The sequence below is a fragment of the Paenibacillus sp. TSM33 genome (genome assembly GCF_056099025.1).
The window spans coordinates 1015590-1039766 of sequence record NZ_JBLZXB010000010.1; the positions used below are offsets into that span (position 1 = coordinate 1015590).

Annotated in this window: 26 protein-coding genes and 1 tRNA gene; 18 read left to right on the forward strand and 9 right to left on the reverse strand. The window is 46.3% G+C overall.

Features of this window, described 5'->3' with window-relative positions; all coding sequences use genetic code 11:
- Window positions 1-27 precede the first annotated feature (27 nt).
- From ACN6NF_RS08670 to ACN6NF_RS08680, 3 genes are all read left to right on the forward strand, one after another.
- A complete protein-coding gene (locus tag ACN6NF_RS08670; protein ID WP_474316855.1) occupies window positions 28-1308 on the forward strand; it encodes a DNA polymerase IV in 1281 nt (426 codons plus the stop codon).
- Window positions 1309-1468: 160 nt separating this feature from the next.
- On the forward strand, window positions 1469-1711 hold the full coding sequence (locus ACN6NF_RS08675; protein ID WP_430191205.1) for a ferredoxin: 243 nt from the start codon (window positions 1469-1471) through the stop codon (window positions 1709-1711).
- Between the two features lie 159 nt (window positions 1712-1870).
- Window positions 1871-3301 (forward strand): L,D-transpeptidase, encoded by a 1431-nt coding sequence (locus ACN6NF_RS08680; protein WP_474316858.1) that lies wholly within the window; start codon window positions 1871-1873, stop codon window positions 3299-3301.
- Window positions 3302-3329: 28 nt separating this feature from the next.
- On the opposite strand, the gene ACN6NF_RS08685 is transcribed toward ACN6NF_RS08680, so the two are convergent.
- Window positions 3330-3476 carry a hypothetical protein gene (locus ACN6NF_RS08685; protein WP_013370508.1) on the reverse strand — a complete coding sequence of 49 codons (147 nt, stop codon included), beginning with the start codon at window positions 3474-3476 and terminating at the stop codon, window positions 3330-3332.
- 218 nt (window positions 3477-3694) lie between these two features.
- Between ACN6NF_RS08685 and ACN6NF_RS08690 the strand changes: the two genes are divergently transcribed.
- The 3 genes from ACN6NF_RS08690 to ACN6NF_RS08700 are packed head-to-tail and all read left to right on the forward strand — an operon-like array spanning window position 3695 to window position 6206.
- Complete coding sequence (locus ACN6NF_RS08690; protein ID WP_474316861.1) at window positions 3695-4789, forward strand: quinone-dependent dihydroorotate dehydrogenase; 1095 nt, start codon at window positions 3695-3697, stop codon at window positions 4787-4789.
- Window positions 4790-4823: 34 nt separating this feature from the next.
- Complete coding sequence (yjbM, locus tag ACN6NF_RS08695) at window positions 4824-5636, forward strand: GTP diphosphokinase (protein WP_013370510.1); 813 nt, start codon at window positions 4824-4826, stop codon at window positions 5634-5636.
- On the forward strand, window positions 5637-6206 hold the full coding sequence (locus ACN6NF_RS08700; protein ID WP_474316864.1) for a DUF309 domain-containing protein: 570 nt from the start codon (window positions 5637-5639) through the stop codon (window positions 6204-6206).
- Window positions 6207-6290: 84 nt separating this feature from the next.
- Here the strand turns inward: ACN6NF_RS08700 and ACN6NF_RS08705 are convergent, their stop codons facing one another.
- Entirely contained in the window at window positions 6291-6818 is a 528-nt protein-coding gene (locus tag ACN6NF_RS08705) for a thioredoxin family protein (RefSeq protein ID WP_474316866.1), read from the reverse strand.
- A 163-nt stretch (window positions 6819-6981) separates the two neighbouring features.
- On the opposite strand from ACN6NF_RS08705, the gene ACN6NF_RS08710 reads away from it, so the two are divergent.
- Both ACN6NF_RS08710 and ACN6NF_RS08715 read left to right on the forward strand, forming a co-directional pair.
- Complete coding sequence (locus ACN6NF_RS08710; protein WP_474316868.1) at window positions 6982-8649, forward strand: RsmB/NOP family class I SAM-dependent RNA methyltransferase; 1668 nt, start codon at window positions 6982-6984, stop codon at window positions 8647-8649.
- On the forward strand, window positions 8646-9428 hold the full coding sequence (locus ACN6NF_RS08715) for a pseudouridine synthase (RefSeq protein ID WP_474316870.1): 783 nt from the start codon (window positions 8646-8648) through the stop codon (window positions 9426-9428). Before ACN6NF_RS08710 ends, ACN6NF_RS08715 begins: the two co-directional genes overlap by 4 nt.
- Before the next feature lie 123 nt (window positions 9429-9551).
- Here ACN6NF_RS08715 and ACN6NF_RS08720 read toward each other — a convergent pair whose 3' ends face one another.
- Window positions 9552-10733 (reverse strand): GGDEF domain-containing protein, encoded by a 1182-nt coding sequence (locus ACN6NF_RS08720; protein WP_474316872.1) that lies wholly within the window; start codon window positions 10731-10733, stop codon window positions 9552-9554.
- Between the two features lie 204 nt (window positions 10734-10937).
- Here ACN6NF_RS08720 and ACN6NF_RS08725 point away from each other — a divergent pair, with 204 nt between their 5' ends.
- Complete coding sequence (locus tag ACN6NF_RS08725; protein WP_474316873.1) at window positions 10938-12062, forward strand: glycosyltransferase family 4 protein; 1125 nt, start codon at window positions 10938-10940, stop codon at window positions 12060-12062.
- Here the strand turns inward: ACN6NF_RS08725 and ACN6NF_RS08730 are convergent.
- Window positions 12059-13165 carry a YkvI family membrane protein gene (locus ACN6NF_RS08730; RefSeq protein WP_474316875.1) on the reverse strand — a complete coding sequence of 369 codons (1107 nt, stop codon included), beginning with the start codon at window positions 13163-13165 and terminating at the stop codon, window positions 12059-12061. The two genes, ACN6NF_RS08725 and ACN6NF_RS08730, sit on opposite strands and share 4 nt — an antisense overlap.
- Before the next feature lie 145 nt (window positions 13166-13310).
- On the opposite strand from ACN6NF_RS08730, the gene ACN6NF_RS08735 reads away from it, so the two are divergent.
- From ACN6NF_RS08735 to ACN6NF_RS08755, 5 genes are all read left to right on the forward strand, one after another.
- Window positions 13311-13916 (forward strand): DedA family protein, encoded by a 606-nt coding sequence (locus ACN6NF_RS08735; RefSeq protein ID WP_474316876.1) that lies wholly within the window; start codon window positions 13311-13313, stop codon window positions 13914-13916.
- A gap of 85 nt (window positions 13917-14001) precedes the next feature.
- Window positions 14002-14574, forward strand: a complete 573-nt coding sequence (locus ACN6NF_RS08740) for a xanthine phosphoribosyltransferase (RefSeq protein ID WP_016819754.1) — start codon at window positions 14002-14004, stop codon at window positions 14572-14574.
- A gap of 101 nt (window positions 14575-14675) precedes the next feature.
- Entirely contained in the window at window positions 14676-15020 is a 345-nt protein-coding gene (locus tag ACN6NF_RS08745; protein WP_013370520.1) for a hypothetical protein, read from the forward strand.
- 140 nt (window positions 15021-15160) lie between these two features.
- A complete protein-coding gene (locus ACN6NF_RS08750) occupies window positions 15161-15382 on the forward strand; it encodes a hypothetical protein (RefSeq protein WP_063209269.1) in 222 nt (73 codons plus the stop codon).
- A gap of 116 nt (window positions 15383-15498) precedes the next feature.
- Window positions 15499-15828, forward strand: coding sequence for a carboxymuconolactone decarboxylase family protein (locus ACN6NF_RS08755; RefSeq protein ID WP_474317549.1), 330 nt, complete (start codon window positions 15499-15501; stop codon window positions 15826-15828).
- A 135-nt stretch (window positions 15829-15963) separates the two neighbouring features.
- Here the strand turns inward: ACN6NF_RS08755 and ACN6NF_RS08760 are convergent, their stop codons facing one another.
- On the reverse strand, window positions 15964-16500 hold the full coding sequence (locus tag ACN6NF_RS08760; protein ID WP_474316878.1) for a YhjD family protein: 537 nt from the start codon (window positions 16498-16500) through the stop codon (window positions 15964-15966).
- Window positions 16501-16712: 212 nt separating this feature from the next.
- On the opposite strand from ACN6NF_RS08760, the gene ACN6NF_RS08765 reads away from it, so the two are divergent.
- The 3 genes from ACN6NF_RS08765 (at window position 16713) to ACN6NF_RS08775 (ending at window position 18587) form a co-directional block, all read left to right on the forward strand.
- Window positions 16713-16797, forward strand: a tRNA-Leu gene (locus tag ACN6NF_RS08765).
- 213 nt (window positions 16798-17010) lie between these two features.
- Complete coding sequence (msrA, locus tag ACN6NF_RS08770) at window positions 17011-17523, forward strand: peptide-methionine (S)-S-oxide reductase MsrA (RefSeq protein ID WP_474316880.1); 513 nt, start codon at window positions 17011-17013, stop codon at window positions 17521-17523.
- A 128-nt stretch (window positions 17524-17651) separates the two neighbouring features.
- A complete protein-coding gene (locus ACN6NF_RS08775; protein WP_474316881.1) occupies window positions 17652-18587 on the forward strand; it encodes a divergent polysaccharide deacetylase family protein in 936 nt (311 codons plus the stop codon).
- On the opposite strand, the gene ACN6NF_RS08780 is transcribed toward ACN6NF_RS08775, so the two are convergent.
- Window positions 18562-19317: an N-acetylmuramoyl-L-alanine amidase gene (locus ACN6NF_RS08780; RefSeq protein WP_474316882.1), complete on the reverse strand. Its 756-nt coding sequence runs from the start codon at window positions 19315-19317 to the stop codon at window positions 18562-18564. The genes ACN6NF_RS08775 and ACN6NF_RS08780 overlap by 26 nt on opposite strands.
- Before the next feature lie 284 nt (window positions 19318-19601).
- Here ACN6NF_RS08780 and ACN6NF_RS08785 point away from each other — a divergent pair, with 284 nt between their 5' ends.
- Window positions 19602-19793, forward strand: a complete 192-nt coding sequence (locus ACN6NF_RS08785) for a YqzE family protein (protein ID WP_474316883.1) — start codon at window positions 19602-19604, stop codon at window positions 19791-19793.
- Between the two features lie 106 nt (window positions 19794-19899).
- On the opposite strand, the gene ACN6NF_RS08790 is transcribed toward ACN6NF_RS08785, so the two are convergent.
- From ACN6NF_RS08790 to ACN6NF_RS08800, 3 genes are all read right to left on the reverse strand, one after another.
- Window positions 19900-20961, reverse strand: coding sequence for a hypothetical protein (locus ACN6NF_RS08790; protein WP_474316885.1), 1062 nt, complete (start codon window positions 20959-20961; stop codon window positions 19900-19902).
- Between the two features lie 258 nt (window positions 20962-21219).
- On the reverse strand, window positions 21220-22170 hold the full coding sequence (locus ACN6NF_RS08795) for a YqhG family protein (protein WP_474316887.1): 951 nt from the start codon (window positions 22168-22170) through the stop codon (window positions 21220-21222).
- A 2-nt stretch (window positions 22171-22172) separates the two neighbouring features.
- Entirely contained in the window at window positions 22173-24065 is a 1893-nt protein-coding gene (locus tag ACN6NF_RS08800) for a DEAD/DEAH box helicase (RefSeq protein WP_474316888.1), read from the reverse strand.
- Window positions 24066-24177 lie beyond the last annotated feature (112 nt).

Sequence of the window (24177 nt, forward strand, 5' to 3'; positions counted from 1 at the left end):
ATTTACAGTTAAAAAGAAGGGTTGAGCATGAAGGATGTGAGTGCTTATTATCCGGTTGGTGGACGAGTTATTCTGCATGTGGATATGAACGCATTTTATTGTTCTGTTCATGCAGCGGAGGAGCCGGAAAAATATAAAGGATTGCCTACCGCAGTGGCAGGCAGTAGTGAGCTACGCAAAGGTGTAATTGTAACCTGCTCTTATGAAGCACGGCGATTGGGCATTTCAACAGGAATGGTTGTTCAGCAGGCTCGCCGGATTTGTCCGCAGCTCATCGTAATACAACCTGATTTTCATTTGTACCGTCGTTATTCCAAAGCATTTATGAGCATTGCTTATTCGTATACGCCTATGCTGGAAGCAACTTCAATTGATGAGTGTTATTTAGATATCTCCGGTTCCAAGCAGTTTGGAACACCTTTGGATATTGCCGAGGAAATTCAGCGTAGGGTTGATGAAGAGCTAGGCTTGCCTTGCTCAATTGGGGTAGCGCCCAACAAACTGCTGGCCAAAATGGCTTCTGATCTGAAAAAGCCACGCGGAATATCTGTTCTACGTTTGCGTGATGTACCCAACATTTTGTGGAACCTTCCATGTGGTCAATTGTTTGGTGTGGGTCGCAAAACGGCAGACAAGCTTCTACAAATGAACATTCGCACCATTGGGCAACTGGCTAAGGCGGATGAACACATGCTAGTTAGCATATTTGGTGTAACGGGTTCTTGGTTAAAATTGGCGGCAAATGGAATTAATCATTCTCCAGTCAGCACTGAACGGGAGCCGAACAAATCCATCGGTCACACAACAACCCTGCCTATGGATGTAGTAAAGTTGGAAGAAGCCCAAAGGGTACTACTTAACATTAGTGATCAGGTAGCCCGGCGGCTTCGACGGCACGGTATGCTGGCAGGAGGGATCCAACTGACGATTCGGACCCCGGATATGAAGACCTTTACGCGTTCTCAAGTCAGGAGTACGCCTACGGAAAGTGCAGAAGAGATATATAAGGAAGCTTGTGCATTGTATCGTCGCCATTGGGGAGAGGATAGGCCAGTACGTTTGTTGGGGATTACGCTGCAACAGCTCATTCCTAAGGAGGAAGCGGCTGTTCAATTAGATCTATTTGAATACCAGGACCAGCCCAAAAAAGAAAGTTTACTGAAAACGATGGATGCACTGCGTGATAAGTTTGGTGAAAATGCGATTTTGACTGCGGGGATGCTGGGAGATGATCCTTCGGTACTTCTTCGTAATTCCAAGCTGCGCGGAACTTCGCTGCAAAAAGACAATCTGCCCACTCCAGAATGACTTCGGGGAGGGTTATTGTTAGTATCAGTAACACACGCTATAAGCGTTTTTTGCATGAAGGATAAAGGAAAATAATTTGTAATAATATTGGGTTTGTATTAATATGTGAATAGAATGCAAAAGCTGGTTTGTTCGATTGTATAGGAGGAAGAGAAAAGTTATGGCTAAATACACTTGGGTAGAAAAAGATACATGCATTGCTTGCGGAGCCTGCGGCGCTACAGCACCAGACATCTATGATTATGATGATGAAGGTTTGGCTGAAGTGATCTTTGATGGGGATGCAAACCAAGGCATCAAAGCGATTTCAGAAGACCTGTTTGATGATATGCAGGATGCTTGTGATGGTTGCCCTACAGATTCCATCAAAGTTGCAGACGAACCGTTCAATAAAGAAGGTTAAGTTAGTTTTTTTGGACAGGCATAGCACCGACAGTACCCTTCACCGTCTAACGGTGAAAGCATGCTGACGGTGCTGTTTTTTTATGTGCTGTCCATCAGGTCCATTGTGACCGATATACATAATAGTAAGCATGCAAGATTACACGATCAGGAGGATCCGATGGACCATTCGCCTCATCTTAAATCGTATGTAAAAAAGCACCCTGATAATAAAATGGCCTGGTATTTACTCGGTAAAGAGTATGAAAGCAGTGGTCAGGAGGGTAAAGCAAATTATTGTTTCAATCGTGCAGGGGAAGTGTTCGAAGCCTTTGAGCATAAACAGATTCCGGCAGACGTATGGATGGAATATCAGGATAAACTGGTTCAGGTGTCCAAGGAGAAGGAGCGGAGAACCGCTCGAACACGTCACCTTTTAACGGCCTTAATGGTACTTCTGCTCATTTGGGTCCCTTCAGCAAATTCACCGAGCACTTCACCTGAGAGCGCATCCGTTCCGTCCGGAACTGAGCATGCAGCGATTGATCATCTCGAAGTTGCTAAAGTGGCTACTGCAGATCCGAGGGAGAGGGCACAGAACGGTGAGACTTATGCTGGTGGTGTGTTTACGGCTCAAGCCAGGCAAGGGAGTGGGGCTGGAACAACGCTTACGGATATGTTAGCAAAGACGAGCCGAATGCCGTCCAAGACCACAGTGCTGGGCATGGAGCAGAGCGGGGCATGGCTGATCTGGAGAGAAGGCATGAAGCCGTTACTTAGTGTACAGAACAAGGGAAACGGCGGATTAGCTGTTCAGTCTTACGACGCCGCTGCATGCGCTTGCAAGCCATCGGACAGTGAGAAACTCCGCATAAAAGGTCTAATATGGGCTGCCGGACAGGAAGAGCTGGCTGTGCTGAACAGCGCCATGCGTGCTTTTCGCTCGCAGCATCAACGTCTTCCCCAGAGTCTTGAGGAACTGACCCGAGATTTTCCCAATAACACGATGTACGGTACGACTGACGGGATGAAGAAGGCTTTTATACCTATGCGTAATTTACTTGCTTCTCTAGGACAGGGAGCAGGGAAGGTAGAAGGTCCGAGCGATGGCTCAGCGGCTGAAAAAAGTTTATTGCTGGCATCGTCATTGCACGGACGGCCTTTTCTGGGGCAGCCGCTACGAATTGTGATAGACAAATCCAAGCACAGGCTAGCATTGGTGAGCGGCAATATAATTATTCGCAACTATCCCATCGGTTTGGGCGGAGAAAGAACACCGGAAGGGAAATTTGTGATTACCGATAAAGTCGTAAATCCGAACGGCAGATCCAACGGTGAGTTTGGCAGCCGTGGTATGCAGCTGTCTGCAACAAATTATGCCATCCATGGTACGAACGAGCCAGACAGTATCGGCAAAAATGAGTCGCTGGGTTGTGTCCGCATGGGGAAGGAGGACGTGGAGGAATTGTTTGCACTCGTACCTTCAGGTACGGAGGTGGTCATTGGTAACGGGGGACTGCCTGATCAAGTGCTTGTACCTGATTCCCGATTTACGAGTGAGCCGCAGCACGACCAGACGAATCCCCGCAAAACCTATCACTGGCTAAATTAAACGTTTTGATGCCACTGCTACATGTTGTTTAACGAGTACCTGCTTGTGCTAAAACAATGACCAGAACAATCACAATGATGAGTAGAACAAAGCTGACGGCGGTCCATACAATCGCTTTCTTGTTCACCTCATCCTTTTTCTTTTGCAGACTGGGCGGTTTGCGCTTGGTCTTCATATCAGCAATCCCTCTTTTCTTGCGGGCTAAGATCCTGTCTTACTATGTCCATTGTAAATGGTTTGATTATACATTTTCAATGACATCTCCATGACAACTGAATTGTTCTGATATTGGACCTCGCAAATTACTTTCTTTTTGGTATGGAAAAAGCTAAACTATTTTGTAGAGATGTTTTTTTAGGATTGTGCAAGGGCATAGAACGGAGTGGATGAATCGTGTTGTATCGAAGGATTGCGAAACCTGTTTTTTTCAAAATGAGTCCAGAGAGGGCCCATCATGTAGTCATTGACGGCTTAAAACATGCGGGCTCACTTCCCGGTGGAGCGGCGACGTTGCGAGGGATGTATGGAGTCAAGGAAACGGAAGATCTTGCCGTTGATCTGTTTGGCATTCATTTTCCCAACCCGATTGGACTGGCTGCGGGACTAGATAAAAATGCTGAAGCGGTTGCCGGTTTTTCTTCCATCGGTTTTGGTTTTATGGAAGTAGGCACGGTGACACCTGTCGGACAGCCCGGCAATGATCAGCCCCGTTTGTTTCGACTGCCCCCCGATGAGGCATTAGTCAACCGGATGGGCTTTAACAATCTGGGTGCTGAGAGCATGGCCCAACGTTTGGCTACCCTAAAACATCGACCTGTACCGGTTGCTGTTAATATCGGCAAAAATAAAGTCACGCCAAATGAGGATGCCCATAAGGACTATGAGAAGTGTATTTCCGCACTGTATCCGTATGCGGACTTCTTTGTAGTGAACATTAGTTCGCCCAATACCCCGGATTTACGAAAACTCCAGCATGGCAGTGAACTGAAGTCGTTACTGGAAGCGGTTCGGGCAGAGATGGGGGTTCAGGCCACAAAGTATGGTAAAGCCAAGTCTGTACTGGTCAAAATTGCACCAGATGTATCGGACGAGGAATTGGAATATATGACGGATGCGATTGCAGCCAGCGGAGTGGATGGTATTATTGCGACGAACACGACGATATCCAGAACTGGCCTGACGCATCGAAATGCAAGAGAAACCGGAGGGTTGAGTGGTAAGCCGCTACGTGACCGTTCCACAGAGGTCATTGGACGGGTGTACCGCCAGACGGAAGGGAAGCTGCCCATTATTGGATCAGGCGGTATTTTTACCAGTCGTGATGCCTATGACAAAATTAAAGCAGGCGCTAGCCTGATTGAAATTTATACAGCATTAATCTACGAAGGACCGGAAGTAAACCGGGCTATACATGCCGGTCTGCGTGAGCTGCTTCGAAAGGACGGCTTTAGACACATTACCGAGGCTGTTGGTGCAGCTCACAGATAAAAAAGTGTTGTCGGAAGAGACAGGAGGTACGGGGATGGACGGAAGAGACTGGGGAACATTTTTGCTGCCATACGATCAGGCGGTGGAAGAGCTTAAGGTCAAGTTCAAAACAATGCGTGCGGAGCTGAAAAAGCGCGAGGAATACGCTCCTATCGAATTCGTAACCGGACGGGTTAAAAAAATATCCAGCATCCTCGATAAGGCGAAGAGATTACAGGTTTCACCTGATCAACTGGAGACGGGGATCGAGGATATTGCCGGCATTCGCATTATGTGTCAATTCGTAGAGGATATTCGGCGGGTAGCCGAATATATTCGAAGACGTAAGGATTTGACGGTATTGTATGAAAAGGACTATATCACCAATTATAAAGATAGCGGCTATCGCAGCTTTCATATGATTGTGGAGTACCCGGTTCAGACAGCAGTGGGGTTAAAGATCGTGCTGGCCGAAATTCAAATCCGTACGTTGGCTATGAATTTTTGGGCAACCATAGAGCATTCTCTTAGCTATAAGTATCGTGAGAGCTTGCCGGATGATATGCGAGCCCGGTTGAAAAAAGCGGCTGAGGCAGCCTTTGTGTTGGATAATGAGATGTCTTCCATCCGTCTTGAAATATTGGAAGCACAGAAGAAGTTTGAGGATGAAGCCAATATTGTATCCAAAGTGCTAACAGGCATGCACCGTCTGTATTTCTACCATAAAATTAGTGAAACGATTGAGGCGCAGCGCAGATTCAATGAACTGTGGGAGCGGCACGACATGGAAGGAATCAAGCAGCTGCATGATGAGGTCAAAGAGATGCTGGAAGCTTCAACTAAGGAAGAAGACAGGGATGAGTTTTAAATGGTGAACCCTTCCTATGAACCGTTGTACGTGACTTATTTGGTATACTTCAATCGGGATCGGGATTACTTTGAATGTCATGAGGTACTGGAAGAGCTGTGGCTTAAGCTGGACCGAGACCCTGTATATAAAGGTTTGTTGCAAGTTGCTGTAGGACTGTATCATTTTCGCAATGGTAACTATCGTGGTGGATACATGATGCTGGACAGTGCGGTACACAGGTTGGAACATGCTTCTTCGCAGGCGCTGGGCATTAATATGGCGAAGCTGGTAGATGAGGCGCGCGCTTGCGCCCGGCAGCTTGCTGAAGCTGTTATGGAAGGTTCGGAAGAGCTTCAACGTCAACCGCCGATTTATCGGGACTTGACGATTGAAATCATCGAACCTGGGCTGCGTCGGGCCGTGGAGAAGGCAGCGTTGTCCGTTCGGGTCAACGTCCCTCAGCAGAGAGGTCCTCGGCGTGGCGAAAAGCATGAGCAGCGTCAGCAGGCGCTGGAAGCTTCGATTAGGCGAAGACAGGCTGCTGGCAGCTTACGCTCAGCTACGGTGGAAACGAAGGATGCGCCTTGATGTTGTAGCGCATAATAAACGAGCAGCCCGATCCGTTTCACAGGGATCGGGCTGCTTTATCATTGTCGGGCGTGAGACATTTGTCTAAGAGGTTACGTTCTTTTTATATTTCTCAAAAAAGGCTTTGAAATCGTTGAGTGTGTAGCCGTTGTCTGAAGGGCTTTCCTTCAACCCACCAACCATACGTTCCTTTTCCACGCCTTTTTCGTAATAAACAAGCGTGGGAGTATACTCAATCTTGTACTTGTCCCAGCCGGCCTCATACTCACGTAGGTTAAATTCGTGCATCGTGATATTCTCTTGCTTGCTCAAAGGCATGAGCTTAGGAGTGGTGGCGCGGCAGTGAACGCAGTCGGACGCGAAATGATAGACGAAAAAGCTTTCCTTTTTGTCAATTTTACTTTGTAAATCTTCTGGTTTAATAATTTGCTGGTAGTTCGGATCATTTAGCAATTCCTGGGTAGCAGGATTTAAAGAGGCTGTGGAAACGCCGTACAGCTTGTTTTTAGTACCTGAGTTTAAAGCGAGCAGCACTCCAAGCAAAATGACAAGCACAACAAAAAAGCCAATGACAGGTATAAGCTTTTTTTTGTTGGATTTTTGTGCGTTCAATGGAATCTCTCCTATCAAAATCTAAAATATGTAACTATGAACTTCATTATTATACAACATTACAGCTTGTAGTGAAAGTTTGTAAATCACACAGATACTGCCGGATAGCAGGTTGATTATGGTACAATAAAATTTATTTTAACAGGACAGGATGATTACGATTATGGGTGTACAGCTCCCCACAGCATTTGTAAAGCGCATGGAGCAACTGCTCGGCGATGAATTTGAGGCTTTTATGGCTGCCTATGACCATACGCCCCATGCCGGGATTCGCGTCAATACATTAAAAATTCCGGTAGAGGATTTTAAGGAACGCTCTCCGTTCGAACTGCGGCCGATTCCGTGGTGCAGCACAGGCTTTTACATTCCCCACGGCACTAAGCCCGGACTACACCCCTACTATCATGCTGGGTTGTACTACGTACAGGAACCGAGCGCGATGTCTCCGGTTGAACTGCTCAATATAGCTCAGAATGAGGCAGTTTTGGACTTGTGCGCTGCACCGGGAGGGAAATCAACCCAAATCGCAGCCAAACTGCAAGGAAGCGGCGTACTGGTGACCAATGATATTAGCGCCGATCGAACCAAGGCGTTGGCTAAAAATGTGGAATTGTACGGTGTGCGCAATGCCGTGGTATTGAATGAAAGCCCGGATCGTATCGCAGATGCCTTTCCTCATTTTTTTGATAAAATTTTAATTGACGCACCTTGTTCGGGAGAAGGCATGTTCCGTAAGGATGAGGATATGGCCAAACAATGGGAAACACATTCGGTGGAAAAATGTGTGGTCATGCAACGGGACATTTTGCGTGTAGCAGCCTCGATGCTGAGCGATGGGGGAAGAATTGTTTATTCGACCTGCACCTTTGCCCCCGAAGAAAATGAAGGAATGATTGCAGAATTTCTGCAAGCTAACCCCGATTTTAACGTAATCCCTGTCCCTTCGGAAGCAGGTTTTGCACCAGGCCACCCGGAATGGATGAATGAAGAGATTGCATCGGCACATCCGGAACTGCGAGGTACAGCACGCCTCTGGCCGCATCTTGTAGAGGGGGAAGGCCATTTTATTGCTGTATTGCAGCATCAGGGTCGTGGTCGCGTCGCTTCGACAGCAGATCATACTGAATCAGGGGATCTGGCTCCAAATACCAACAAGAACGACAGAATATTAAACATAGAAGCAGCATATCCGCAGAAGAGGCAACATTTGCAGGTCAAGGAAGCGCTCATCCCAAGTGGCCAAGGAAGACGTGCGACGGGTGAGTCGATGCGAGCCGGAAAAGGTATAGGCGGAAAGTCAGGCAAAGGAAAGGCTACGCGCGGCTTTGATGGCAACAAGTCTCGTACAGGCAAAGAAAATGCAAAATCTGCTGTACGCTCTCCACTAGATGTGCTGGAGTCCTATCACCAATTTGTCCAGGAGCAGTTGGAGGTTTCATTTGCAGGCTATACGGTGGTCTACGGAGATCGCATTTATCAGTCGCCGCTGGCATCACATCGTTTGGACGGGCTTAAGGTAGTACGTCCGGGCTGGTTTATGGGAATCGATAAGAATGGTCGTTTTGTACCTTCACATCCGCTGGCGGTGGCTTTGCGCCCTTCTGAGGCGGTTAGAAGTATCAACCTTTCCAGTTCGGATGCTGAAGCCATCCGGTATTTAAAAGGGGAGACCTTGTCCATCCCTGTTGAGAGAATGGAGCTTCGGAATGAAGTCCAACCCAAAGGCTATACTCTCGTGTGTATTGATGGTTATTCGGCCGGGTGGGGCAAATGGCAGGACGGCATGCTTAAAAATGAATACCCTACAGGCTGGAGGTGGACATCGGTATGAGTGGAAAAGGAAGACAAACTCAGCGTTTGGACAAAATTTTAACCCATATGGGCTATGGTTCCCGTAGTGATATCAAGAGACAGGTAAAGCAAGGGATGATCACGGTAAACGGACAGATCATCAAGGATAGCGGCTTACAGGTTCATCCATACCAAGACCAAATTGAAGTGAACGGCGAACTTGTTGTATTTCGAGAGTATATTTACATCATGCTGCACAAGCCCCCAGGTGTCATATCTGCAACCGAAGATACGAGGGAACGAACAGTGCTGGATTTGCTGAGTGCGGAGGAACGACATTTTGAGCCATTTCCAGTAGGGAGGCTCGATAAAGATACAGAAGGCTTATTGCTGTTGACCAACGACGGCAAGCTGGCGCACGAACTACTGTCTCCACGGCGTCATGTCCCCAAAACGTATGAAGCTACGGTGTCAGGGCATGTCACGGAGGAGGATATTCATCAATTTGCAGCAGGAGTAGAACTGGACGATGGGTATGTCACCCTTCCCGCGCAGTTGACGATTCTTCGGCATGAACAGCCGCATCAGGCAGATGGAGAAATCATTTCCTATATTTTGCTTGTGATTCATGAGGGTAAGTTTCATCAGGTGAAGCGCATGTTCGAGGCGGTTGGTAAAAAGGTGACCTACTTGAAAAGAACAGCCATGGGGCCATTGAAGCTGGATGATCAGCTTCCACTAGGCAGCTATCGAGAGCTAACTAGCGAAGAGCTGGCATCGATCGGCCGTGATATAGCATCTGCAACATCAGAAGTTTGATGGCGAGATCAAATACAAATGACGCACAGGCTCGTACGAGATTCCTGTGCGTCATTTTATGTTATAGATAAATAGACAAAGCATTTTCAAACCTAACCTTCACAACGAATCGTAGGCAGCGAATTATTGTGCGCGTGCTGCCCGACTTTGTTTCACTTCCGCTGCCTTATAAGCTGTAACCTTGTTTTTGCCTGTCGTTTTGGATATGTACATGGCTTGATCGGCCTGCTTGACGAGTTCATCCGGGTTCATTTCCTTCTTTACTGTACTGTGTCCGACACTGATAGTGACAATACTTTCCTCAGCGACCCGTTCGCGGATTCGTTCTGCAACATGTCCGACCTTGGCCCGCCGATCCACAACCATCGCGACCAGTTCCTCGCCACCGTATCGTCCGGTCAGCCCGATCTCATCCAGTTCCTCCTCCATAATCTGTGCGACCTGCTTGAGAACTTCATCCGCACGAGCATGGCCCTGCGTATCATTCAGCTTTTTGAAATTGTCAATATCGCAAAAAATGACCGACACGCGGATTCCCTGGTCCATATATCGCCGTAGTCTTCCCGAAAAATATTTACGGTTATACAGTCCTGTAAGGCCGTCGGTAATGGAAGAACGATAAATCCTTTGCAGTAGCTCCACAATCCGTTCAAACAAGATGATGAATAGCGTAGTATAGTACAGCAATGGTAAAAATGACATCCACAGGACTGTGCTTGACCCGTCTGCTTCTTCAGGGATGTCATTTCGCAGCCAGAGAAAACCAAGCCAGAGCAAGTAAGCGAATAAGCCTGCCATAAATTTCTTTGGCTGTCCGATTCGTGGGGTGATGAACAGAAGGCTTAATATAAGCACCGACACTCGATAAAACAGAGTGAATCCAACCAACTTCACTGGGCTGACCCAAGTGGGCAACAAACCTAAAGTCCAGGCCATTACCGGCAGTAATAATAACGCAGCCAGCAACAGCAAGACCCATTTTTCCACAAGCTTTAGCTTTCGGTAAAGCTGAAATACAGCGGCATTAATGAGCACGAAGGCAAATGCCTCCAGAGCATTTTTCCACACGATTCCCTGCAGTTGCATTTGGCCGCCGCCTGCCGAATAGAGATTCATCGCTTCATATGTCATAATAAAAATAGCGGCAACCGAAAAAAGGATATAGGCTTTTTTTCGTTGTCTGCTATATATGATCACGCACATTAGCGCCATCATGAGTATAATATACAAACCGCAGGCTGCACTTATGGCCCCGGCCAGAGATGGGGAGCCCAAGGTTCCCAATAAGGACAACAACGTCAACATCACCGACTCCATTTGTAAAATTAATCTATCTATTGAACGGACGATATCGTTCCGATACAATAGACAGGATTTATTCCAGTTAAAATGTTATAATTTTCTTTTGTGCCTAACATTTATTCTCAATATATCATCTTTCAGAAAATCCGGAAACCTATACATATATCCTGTGTTCCGGGCAGTTTATGCTTGAAAGGGGAAGCACTCATGAAATTGCTACAGGCTCTATTTTTCCCACCCGAGCAACCGGGAGGCGTTTCATCCATGATTCCATATTTGCAAGAGCGATTTACGTCCCCCCGTTGGGAAATGGAGCTATTTTCAATCCCTAAACGGATTCGTAACAAGGGTAGGGACGAAGTAACCTTTGATACCTTCGACTGGACGAGATATGAGCAATATCCAATCGTTCAAAAATATATTCAGACGTACCGCGATTATTTGTGGTGGACTCGGCTTCGTATTCAGAAGCCCTTTGACCTTATTCACGCTCATCATCCGATTGCCGGGCTCGCTATGAAAAACGTATTTCCTAATATACCGCTCGTACAGACGATTCACTCTTCCTATGAGAAGGAGTTAATTCTAAACGGGAAAATAGAGGAGAACGGGCCTGAACACCAATTCTTAGTGTCGCTGTACCGAGAAATGGAGCAGAAGGCGGATCGCCTGATAGCAGTATCGCAATCTTTTCAGCATTACTTAACACCTTATGTACAGTATCCGCAAGATGTTGTGGTTATTCCAAATGGATATGATGAGAAGCGATTTAAGCCCATTCCTCACGAAAATGAAGTGACACAGCTCATAACCGTTTGCCGACTTGTTCCCGCCAAAGGACTTGATATTCTATTACAGGCTTGCGCTGAGCTGAAAAAAAGAAATCAGGAATTTGTACTCCATATCATTGGAGATGGTCCGATTCGGCCTGAGCTGGAAGAAATGGCACGACAGCTAGATATATACCATGAGACGATTTTTTATGGATATACTCTTCACCCGGAAGAATTTATGCCTTTTTTTGATGTATTCGTATTGCCTTCGCGGGCGGAGGCCTTTGGCTCCGTATTTGCAGAAGCGGCGTTGAGCTGTCTGGCATTGGTAGGTACAGAAGTAGGGGGAATACCGGAGCAGATTGAAAATGGGGTAAATGGTCTGCTCGTGCCACCTGATAATCCGAGGGCACTGGCAGACGCATTAGAAAAGGTCATCGCTGACCCTGCTTATCGTTATGAACTGGCTAGATCCGCCTGCGACAAGGCTAAATCAAGCTATTCATTAAGTCGTGCTGTTAACGAACTGAAGAAAATGTATTTGAAATTTCCACACTAACCATGACGGGTATCACCTGGTTTGGAATCAGAATGCCGAAAGCTGGAGCGAGGACGTGAGGAGCGGAAAGGTCTTCCGCGTCCTGCTAAGATCAGTTTACTGACCCACATCAGACTGAGCATTCCAAAAATAGGATAAAGCACAGATAACAGTGAGCTGAAGCCGAACTGACTGATTAAAAAACAGGTGAGCATAATGAATAATGTAATGAGCTTGGGCGAAATTTGGACATGCTGACGAATTTGTAGACTGACTCCATAAATGTCGGCCACAAAGGTGCTAAAGATCTCCATGAAAATGAGTAGAATGTATATGATTTCAACAAGGGCGCCTAGACGATAAGCGATGCTTCCCATAGGGATTTCAAATTGCTGAATGCCTGGCATTTGCGCTGACATGACAAAATGTGCAGCCATCAGCATAAAGCCAACACCAATTCCGCCCAATACACCGCCCCAGCGGATGGTTCTACGGGAGAAAGTTTGACTGCCTAGAGGGACAAGCACAGCCTGAGCCATAGCTAGATTGAAGGACGTGTACAGGAGCGGAGAGATCCATGTTCGCAGCGCACTGTGATCTGTCGTATTCGTAATAAAGCTTTGCGGATTGGGCATGGAAAGAGTGCTGTGAACAAGCAAAAGAGATATGGTGATCATCAGCGGGACAACAATGGTGTTCATATGCAAAATCGCTTTAATACCTTTATTCAGCAGCAAGTAAGTTCCGATTAGTGTAATGAGCAGTCCAGTTTGGTAGTGCAGGTGAAGGTGCTCCACAAAAACAGAGCCGGCTCCTGCCAGCATGACGCTATTCACGCCAATCAACACAATAAGTGTGAATATGCTGATCCATTTTCCGGCATTGGCACCAAAAAGGTGCTTGTTCAGATCCTCGTAGGAGCGGGCTGAAATATCATGAGCGATCAGCATCATTTTCGTACCTAGCCATACAAATAGGAGTGTGGACAGCATGATGGTGATTGTAGCCCAACGTCCATATTGCGTAAAAAATTGCAATATCTCTTGTCCGGTAGCGAAGCCGGCACCGACGATTGTACCAATGTATGTAAAAGCAATCTGAAAAACATGAATATTACGTTTCATTCCCAGTCCCCCCTTGCCTGCCTGCTTGAATAACGCTGCAGCGAGCATATAATACAAACTATGTTCAACTGAAATAGGACATGACTGGATGAGACTGAAAATAATTATACTGCATTTAATGAATAGCTTGACGGGAGCGTAATTTATGGGTCAAATCCTTGCATGGATACTGGAATACGGATATTTGGCGATGTTCGGCCTGCTTGCCCTTGGAGTAGCTGGTATGCCGATACCCGACGAAGTGCTGATGATTGCCTTCGGTGGGCTCGTGTCTCAAGGACACTACAACTTTATTGCCGCGCTGGCAGTCACATTTTTCGGTAGTATGACAGGCATGATGCTTAGCTACACATTGGGTCGTCTGCTGGGCAAGCCACTATTGCACCGATACGGTAAATGGGTGAGGCTTACGCCTTCTAGGATAGCCTCTTCGGAAAATTGGTTCGGACGCTATGGGACCTGGGGAATTTTGTTCGGATATTTTGTCCCCGGCTTAAGACATGTATCATCTTATCTGGCAGGTACAACCCGTTTAGGTGTTTTTCGCTATATCGGCTATGCATCGGCAGGAGCGTTGCTGTGGTGCGGTACATTTTTAGGGATCGGACATGCGGTGGGCATGCACTGGGAACAGGTGGCGAAGCTGATGGAGAAGGTGACGCACCGGGTAGGCCTGATCGTTATTCTTTTAATCGTTTTGGGAGGAATCACCGCATGGTTCTGGAACAAACGTAAAAAAAATGTCACATGAACGCATGGAAAGCAGGCTATAGCTTGAAAGCGGCAGGTGAAGTATGGTACTTTTACCGCATAGGAATGCCGTGGGAGGTCATGGAATGGAAGTATTAAAAAAACGAATTTTAAATGAAGGCGTGATTGCGTCAGATCAGGTGCTAAAGCTGGATGGATTGCTCAATCACCAGGTTGATCCAGAGCTGACAATGGAAATGGGACGAGAGTTCGCAGCCCGTTTCCGGGAAGAGAAAATCACCAGAGTAGTGACCGTGGAATCCTCAGGCATTGCCATTGGGTTTGCGACAGCGTTGGAGTTGGGTGTACCGTTAGTATTTGCTCGTCGTAAAAAGACTTTATTAGCTGATCCAGATGCGCTGTGTGAGCGTGTGCCTTCATTTACAAAAGGTATTGTCACCGATATTATGCTGTCTCGTCAATTTATTCATGAGCATGATCGTGTGTTGTTCATTGATGATATTATCGCTAATGGCGATGCGGCTCGAGGCATGGTTAAAATTATTCAACGCTCTGGAGCGGAGTTGGTTGGATTCGGAGTTGCGGTTGAAAAAATGTTTCAGGCCGGAGCGAGAACCATCCGTGAGCAGGGCATCCGTGTAGAATCATTGGTTAAAATTTCGTCATTGGCTGACGGTAAGATAGAGTTTGCTGAATAGTAACAATTCGAAAGCCTGGATCCTTATTTCTAATAATAACCTTTGCATGAGCATCAATTTCGCTTATAATATAGATAAGGTTTGGGAGAGGAGGCAGCAACATGGGGAATGAACAATTGACCGAACAGTTTTTTCTGGAAAAACTGGCAGCGGCTAAAGTGCATTTTGAACGCGCCTTGGATTGTAAGCATACGGAATTCGACGATTTGTATCCCTATATGATTGAACATCCTCAGTTTTTTTGGTATAAACGCTATGTGGCCTGGTCTGAGTTGTTGACGTTGGTTAACCTATGCGAAGAGTTATCCTTCTCTTGGAAAGAAGAATTTACTGCTCACCAAGTGGAGTATGTAGAACAGCGAGTGTTGTCTGCACAAGTGCTGGACTTCTGGTACGAGAAGAACGATACAAAAGAACATGATCACAGTGTAAATCAGTCGGGATAATTTGTTGCTCTGTTGGCAATCCATATAAGTAGTAAGCGGAAAGAGACCTAAATGATTCGTTTAGGTCTCTTTTTAAACTTTTTTCATGTGTATAAAATTATGGCCGTTGTGTTGAAAAAATGGATAAGGAGGGGACATGGATGATAATGGACGAAGAATTGGATGCTTATCGACTCTCTGGTGAAAAGGTACGCGTTGTACGCGATGGATTGGAGTCCAACGATGTGGTTGGCATTGTACTGGCATGGGATGATGAACAGGTGCTTATTCGCCGCCAGAATCGACGTGTGGTCAAGCTGGATCGCAGTTATACATACCAGCCGTTCAGCGAGCCGCGTCACAATCCAGTAGATCTGGATTAAGAAACGAGTTCCAAATGGGGATTGGATAAAAAACTGGGTGTTTCATTAGGCATACAGAAACTCTAAACCGGACACAGTAATGAAGGAAAACTCAACAGAGAGGGCGTGCTGTGTCAATGACGGTTATGGACGAAAAAGTACATGCATACAAGGATCAAATCAGCCATTTGGAAGATAAGTTGCCCGAGGTAGTTCATGCCTATCATCGCTTTACCGGAGAATGTTTCCAAGCTGGCAATTTAGATGAAAAAACCAAGCAACTGATTGCGCTAGGTATTGGCTTATTTGCCAACAATGAAGTGTGCACGTTTTATCATGTGAATGAGGCGCGTTCCAAAGGAGCCAGTGACCAGGAGATTATGGAGGCCGTTGCTGTAGCTGCTGCAGTTGGTGGAGGACATGCTCTAAGTCAAGGGGTTACCCGTGTACAGAAGGCGTTACATTAAAGCGAATCATTATACAGATATACTCATACTCGTAATAGCGAACTTAGATTATTCTAAACAAATGATAGTTATGGAAAGAAGCTTCCGAGCACAGTTGGTGCCTGCGGAAGCTTCTTTTTGCGTGTAGTGCGGGGATTATGCTCTTTTGCTTGCAGCAAAAGCAGCAGGGCGAGGGGATTTATGCTTATAGGCAGAAGAAGATGCAACCCAACTTCGCCCGACAACGCGTAGGGGTTTGGGGGTTGAGTTATTGGGTAATTGGGGGCGATATTTCTCTGGTAAAGGTAGAGACGCCGTATGAGGCATAGAGGTAGGGAGCCCCAAATAAGCTCGCATTCGTTCATACATTTCTTTGCGGAATGCGGACATAGGCATACTGAACTGCTCTTTGACGTCTTTATATATATAGGTGGCGTGAACGCCGGAGTGGTTTTGTTGGATGTCTAGAACACGAACGTGATACTTTTTAAATTCATGTTTAATTTCAGATAGCAGGATTCCGGTACGATCTATTCCTGCGTTAACCATTTCGACATAAAGATCAGGGGTTTTCAGTACGCCGCTTTCTTCAAGAATGAGGCTGTCACGCTCAAATACTTTCTGAATAAAGGTAAGGAGCAGATAACTTTTCACAAGAGAGCATGGATGCTGATTAGTATCTGGAGAGATCATTACCATTCACCGCCTTAGGGAAATGTGATAATAATTCATAGTTATTGAAGTGAAGGAACCTATGTTCCTGAGAACCTATGTTCTTATATTATCGTATTATTCCTTTTTTATCAAGTGAAAATAAAAGGTTTGACAACTTTATTTGAGCATGGTATGATCTATCTTGTCGCTAAGAAAGATTGATTCTTTCGAGATAGACGACAAATATATATGCGGTCGTGGCGGAATTGGCAGACGCGCACGGTTCAGGTCCGTGTGGGCTAACCCCCCGTGGAGGTTCGAGTCCTCTCGACCGCATCCATTTAGAAAAGGTTTATAGAATTGCTCTTGTAGCAGTTTTATAAGCCTTTTCTTATATTCGGAATTATTGCAGATTTCCCAGCAAGGATTCCATTACAAGGACTTGCACTTTGTTCGAGTTGATGAGCAATTCTTTTATATATTTCATTTTTAAGATATGATAGAAAATAACATGTTTTATGATGAAGCTATTGAAAGGTTGGATGAAAGATGGAAAAAGCAACTTTTGCAGGCGGATGCTTCTGGTGTATGGTGACTCCGTTCGAGGAGCAGCCGGGCATCCAAGGTATTGTCTCAGGCTATACTGGAGGGATGATTGCCAATCCGACCTACGAACAGGTTAAAACAGGAACAACAGGGCACTATGAGGTGGTGCAGATTACATTTGATCCTGAGCTGTTTCCTTATGAAAAGCTACTTGAATTGTATTGGCCGCAAACAGATCCTACCGACGGAGAAGGTCAATTTCAGGACCGAGGCACACAATATAAACCTGCAATTTTTTATCATACGGAGCAGCAACGAGAGCTTGCACAACAATCCAAGGAACAGTTGGCACAAAGCGGACGTTTTGATAAGCCAATTGTAACGGAGATTCTTCCCGCTTCGATTTTTTATCCGGCAGAGGAGTATCATCAGGATTACCACAAAAAGAATGTGAGGCATTATAAGGAAGATCGAGCCCAATCTGGTCGTGATGAGTTTATCGACAAAAACTGGTGAATAGCTTTAATATACGTTATTACGCACACTATAAGGCAGATCAGAGATTATATCTCAGATCTGCCTTATACATATTTAAACGGTTTTACTCACACAATGAAGGGACAGAGAAGGAGGCTGACCCGCAAATGAGTACACGACGGAAGTTGCAACTGAGAAATATAATAAAAAAAGCTTTAAAGGCATCACGCAGCCGGAAGGATTCGTCTTATGCGCTTATACACCATGCAAGATCTAGAATGCAAATAATTGTAGTGCTTTGTATTTCAGTCTGTATGTTATTTATGGACTGTAGAACTACTTTTGCTGAAGCGATAGACCAACAGAACCAGTGGCAAAAGAGGGTTGCCGTCATTATTGACGATCTAGGAAACAATATGAAAGGTACCGAGGAGATTTTAAATTTACCCGTCAAAATCACCGTTGCTGTAATGCCCTTCCTGCCAACAACCAAACAGGACGCTATGGAAGCGCATAAGCGTGGTCATGATGTTATCGTCCATCTTCCAATGGAGCCCAAGCAGGGCAAGCCTGAATGGCTTGGACCTGGAGCAATCAAGGCTAATATGACGGATGCAGAAGTACGCGCCAAGGTGACAGCAGCTATTAAGGATGTTCCGTATGCCATAGGAATGAATAACCATATGGGCTCCAAGGTCACCTCAGACAAGCGCATTATGTCCGTTGTGCTTGATGTGTGTAAGGAACATGGACTATTTTTTGTTGATAGCCGTACTAATTATCGGTCAGTGGTGCCTGAACTTGCTGCTAAAAAGGGAATGCCGCCAGTGCGAAATGATGTTTTTTTGGATGATGTTCATACACTCGCCCATGTGAATCGGCAACTTACCAAGGTGGTTGAATGGTTGGCTGAGCACGACACCTGTGTAACGATTGGACATGTCGGCGTGTCTGGCATGTATACCTCTTCAGGACTTCATTCATCGGTTCCCAAATTAAAGGACCATGCACAATTTGTCGGCATTAGCGATCTGGTGCGTGATGTATGGGGATGGACAGGAGACCCAGCCACGAATACTACCATGCCGTCAGATGCGCAATAATGCCTTCGGCTATAGCTTGAGCAATGCTTTTTTGACCGGGATCCCCGGAAAGCATGGCTCGGTCCTGTTCATTGCTGATAAATCCGGTTTCCACAATTACAGCGGGATGCTGGATTTTATTTAGAAGATAAAAGGGTTTTCCGTACATGGTTTGTCTATTCATGCAAAATAAGCGGTTTAATGAATGCTGAATCCGTTCAGCTAACAGATAGCTGCTGCCTTCATCCTGATACAGTACAATGGGTCCTTTTTTTTCGGCCCGTTTTGCCCAATTGACATGCAGGCTTACAACCACAGCAGTGGGCAGTTGTTCTGTCAAGCTTTTACGTTGGGCGAGGTCTTTAAGATGCCGTGATTTGGACTGCAACCAACGGTTATCATCACTCAGTGCGTAGTCCTTGTCCCGATTCAGAACAGCAGGGTAACCCTGGGAGCGTAAGATCAGGTACAGTTTTTGAGCAATAGCAAGATTAATATCTTTTTCCAGAAGTCCTTTGTGACTTGTTCCACCATCCACACCACCATGACCTACATCAATCAGGACGACGGGTTTGGCAAAAGCGTGATAGGACCGGTTAAACTGGATTTCTGCATGCTTGTTTGTCTCGGTGCTTTTCTCATCAGGCTGTGTAGTTGCATAAGCTAACGGGGGAAATATAGCACTGCAAAGGATACAAAAACTTAAGCCCAGCCCAATCAGCCATATCCTGTTTAACTTTTTATTCAACACGTTCTATTCCTCCAATGGACGAATTGATTGTTTACTGAGAACCATGCATAACAGACATCAAACCTAAAGAGCATTGCTGCCTTTAAATAGAACCATTAGCCTTGGGGTAACTGTTAGTTGAAGATAGTATGTTCCATTTAAGGGGAACCATGCATAGTTATTCCCGCAAGGGTTAGAGCTACTGGAAACTGTGCAAGCTAGTGGTATCTGCACCTAATGTGTAATTTGATATTTCCAAGCATGGTGATCGGAAGTGATAAGTGCAGATGGAGGAGGTAATGAGGATGGCGAAGAGTGACGAGCTGGTGACGTATATAACACAGCGGATTGTGCGTTATATGGAAACGCCGCGTGATGTTCGACGCAGCCAAAAGCAAGCCAAGGAGCCGTGGGTGAGCAAATGGTTTGGTATGTTGCCCCTCGCTCTCAAAATGTGGATAACATCCACACGCAGAGGGCGAAGAGAGCAACGTTAAACACGCCAAAGAGACCACAAGAGGCATGAGAGAAATGCCATTTGAGGTCTCTTTTTATGTTGTTCTAAGGATAATTTCAAATACCTTTTTATGGTTACTGAAATAACTAAGATTTCAAATACAAAAATTCACCATAGGGCAACAACTTTTGTAGTGGCACAAATCGGGAAAGTCCATCGTGGTAGGTCAATGCATATAAAATGGGTTCGGACGGATGATCAGGAGAAATCCAAGCTTGATACCCGCTAATGGACAAGGGTCCCCCAAAGGCAAAATTGATACTTGTAGCAGAAAAAATCATACGTGGTGAATTACTTAACGCGTCCATAAATTGGCCTGTGTCATGAATGGAAAGTTCTTGCTTAGGTTGAAGCCAGCCCAGATCCTCATAGGGATCGAAAGGATCAGACGACACAGTAACTGCTTGTGCCTGAGTTTTCAAAAAGGGTATAGATGAAGAAGTCGCGTTGTTCTGGAGCTTATGCTTCCAGCTCCCATCTGCTACTTCAACAGGTAGCGGATCGCCAGTAACAGCATCAATACCTATTTGGCTACCCGTAGAGGAACGCACCAGCCAGTAGGCTAATAGAGGTTCCTCATACATAGGTGTAATTTGCAGCTTGTCGATAGAAGAAAATTCGGTTTCTGTGAGGGACATAAGAGATTGACGAAGTACATCCATACTATAAGGTCCACCTGGTCCATTCCCGTATTCGTTGAGTTGATAAGCGCCGCTTGGGTCAGATCCGATAATCAGGTAGCCAATATATTCTCCTGCATGGTTCACTTGAACAAGCCAGCTATGGGTCCCGGGTCCGAGCGGATGGTAGCTGAGCTCGGCGTCTTTCCACGAAGCAAAAGGGGGCTGCGACGATAGGGATTGTACGGTGTCGTCCGCTGTTCGCTTCACGCCCTCGGGCACTCCTTGCTGCTGATTAGGAAGCTTTGACGAAACGTCCCCAGGGGAAGCGGAAGGAGCAGTAGGACTCATGGATTCCATTGGAGGACCCCACGAGCTTTCATTGTTGATGGGTGCTGGGCTTAAATTGCTTTCTGAAACGGCTGAGGGGGCAGCATGAATGGAAGTGAACGGACAGACTGCGGACAGGCCGATCAGGACAGCTGCGATCATACCTACGCTATAGTGCCCGGAATGATTTTTCTTCAATGGAATCCACCTTTCTGTCGGATGGCTTGCCGACGGAGGCATTCTTTTTTAACTAGCATACAGCCTGTCCGATGAAAAGACTGCTGCACTCTGTCGGTGCAAATGTCGTATCCAGGTTCACTTTTTGTTGTCGATACATAGGAGATAGGCTTGACTATGCTTGTAGTTGCGGCAGTGGAAACTGGTGTAGGCTGAAGCAAGATGTTACAACTTGACGACATGTCTGCAATTCTTCCGCGAAGGAGCGTGAGATATCAGTTACCGCAGATGAAATATCCCGCAGTTAATGGCGGATACGAGTACCTTTGGCTCATATTGCCATACCATTTCTTTACGGCGAGCTTGATGCTGTTCCATAACGGATTCTTTTTTATCCTCTTCCTCTTTCTGTTCCTTGATGAGATCATCGTAGTAGTGGTCAATAACCTCTAGTTCCTCGCGTAATCGTTCCTTCGCCTGCTCAGCCCAGCTATAATCTTGCTGTCGGAGCTGTTCGGTGAGATAGCTTTCAAGCGAGGCGGAAGCCTCAGGTACAGATAGCTGCGCTGGCTGTACATGCATATTGCCTGCCAGCAGCGGACTGAGTTGCCGGTTGCCGAGTATGGCGCCAAAGTCGGCTACAATAGTGCCACTTTTGAGTGAAATCCCTAGCCACTGAAGTTCTTCACGCTTCAAATCGCAGGCAAACTCAATCTTGTAGCAGACGCTGAGCCAAGCTTCATAGACTACAGGAGAACGGGCAGACAACTGACGAGCATCAGGCTGCTCGAACAAATAAACATATTTTCCTCCATCCCGAGCGGCTTCAAAAATTTGATGCAGCCGACGGCTTCCGTATCGAAGCTCCTCCTGCATAATACGGCCAGGCCCTAATTGCGGCAACGTCGGTACATGACCAAAGTACCGTCCCATGACCTGATCTTGTGCTGCATTGCCCGCTTTAGGAGCTGGCGGGGTCTGGGCCGCTAAACGTTCCTGTTCCGTCCGATAGGCTTCCCCATCAAAGATGAATGTGAAGGACATCGTCTGCGCTGGAACGCCAGTACGCTCTACATAGCCCCAATAGTAGGGGCGGTTTGTCAAGGCTTTATCTGCCTCTGGAGATAGCTTGACGGTAACATGGTGGGGAGACCTCTCAATGATGCTGCACCCGGTAGCTTCCAGATAGGTGTGGACAAAACGCTGGACTTGCTGTGCATTCATAGTCAAGGCTAGCGACCTCCTTTCACACTGCGTCGAGCTTTGGTCGGAGGAACTGCATCACTTGCTAAGCCTAGCAAATCCTCGGTGGTATTCGAGCTTACGCCTGTTAGCCGTCCCTTAAGCTGCTTTGTTCCAGTTGACTTATCGGTTGCTTCGTTTGGAATGACTGACGGGTCTGTGCGCAGTTGCTCCATTTCTTGTTTAATAGAATCCAGCGAGTGACCCAACTGTTGCATTTTTCTGCGAATTTCATCATCACTGCTGGATTCTAGCATGATTTTATATAAACTTTTTTCAATGGATTCTTTTTTCTCAAACTTTTCCAGAATAACGTCCAATCCGCCAATGACCATTTCAAACATATTAATCTTTTCATGCAGCAGGTGTAGGATATGCTCCTCAATCGTTCCGGTTGTAGACAGGTTAAAAATATTTACATCATGCTTCTGTCCAAGTCGATGCACCCGTCCAATCCGCTGTTCCACGCGCATGGGATTCCATGGCAGATCGAAGTTAATCATGTGGTGGCAAAATTGCAGATTAATGCCTTCGCCGCCTGCTTCAGTGGCAATCATGACCTGAATGCGACCACGGAACAAATCCATCATCCAATCCTTGCGGCCCCGGTTCATACCGCCTCGGTAAGGAACAGCAGACAGCCCGCGATCACGGAAATAGTTTAGCAAATACTCTTGTGTGGCCCGATATTCTGTAAAAATAATCACTTTTTCGTTCATCTTTCGGATGAGCTCAAGCGCTTTTTCTGCTTTGGAATTGGCCTTGATCGCTTTAATGTGTGCGACCAAGTCCCAGACACGATCACGTAGTGGGGAGTCTGGAGCCATCTTTTTGGACAAATTGACCAGCGTGACGAACACAGCATCCCGGCTACTGCACACTTCCCGTTGAAGGGTAACAAGAGACAGCATGCTGCTTAAATTTCCGCCATTCGCCTGATATTGCTCTTTGACAAAAGAGGTCACCCCATCGTAAAGCGCTTGCTCTTCTGGCGAGAGTTCCAGGTGAATGTTGGAAACATTTCGTTTAGTGAATTGAACCGGACCTTCCCCGCGACGATTGCGGATCATGACTTTAGACAGTTCATCCTTAAGCTGATCTTCATTTTTGGGCAGACGTTTATCCACAACAAAGTTTGCTGAAAAATCGCCTTGTCTTCCCAATTGACCAGGCTTGAGTAACGTGATCAGATTAAATAGCTCAGATAGATCGTTTTGTACAGGTGTGGCTGTCAGGAGCAAACAATATTTTTTACGCAACTTCATAATGAACTGGTAGTTGGATGTTTTTTTATTCTTCAGCTTATGAGCCTCGTCAATAATGAGCAGATCATAATCGGTATCTAGCAGGATGTTACTATGTGGCTCCCGTTTGGCCGTATCCATAGAGGCCACGACGACCTCGGAAGACCAGGAATACGCTTTTTTCTGGGCGACTGCGGGAATGCCGAATTTGCTATTCAGCTCACGCACCCATTGCAGGACCAGAGAAGCGGGTACAAGAATAAGCACTTTGGAAGCCAGTCCGCGAACCAGATATTCCTTAAGGATCATTCCAGCTTCAATCGTTTTGCCTAGGCCGACCTCATCGGCAAGAATGGCACGTCCAGACATCTCAAACAGTACTTTCCGAGCGGTATCGAGTTGATGGGGCAGTGGAGTGAGGTCTTGCAAATGCTGAAGACATTGAAGTTCATCAAAGCTCGGCACCAGCTTGGCCTTTTCCGCCTCGATTGCCAGCTGATACAGATCCCAATCTCCCCAAGGACCTCCCTTGTGCAGGCGTTGGTCCAGCTCGTCCTGCCAGCTGCGGTCAAATTGTACCGGAACAGGCAATGGTGCTTGGCTTTGTGCGTGCTGGGAACTTGTCGGTTTGGCTTTCATGATGATTCCCTCCCTCCTAGTAGTAGCACCGTTGAAGCTCTTGGCTCTGTCACATATATGACATCTATTTTGCACAGATCGTAGATGTAGTATGGACGGAAAAAGATATCTT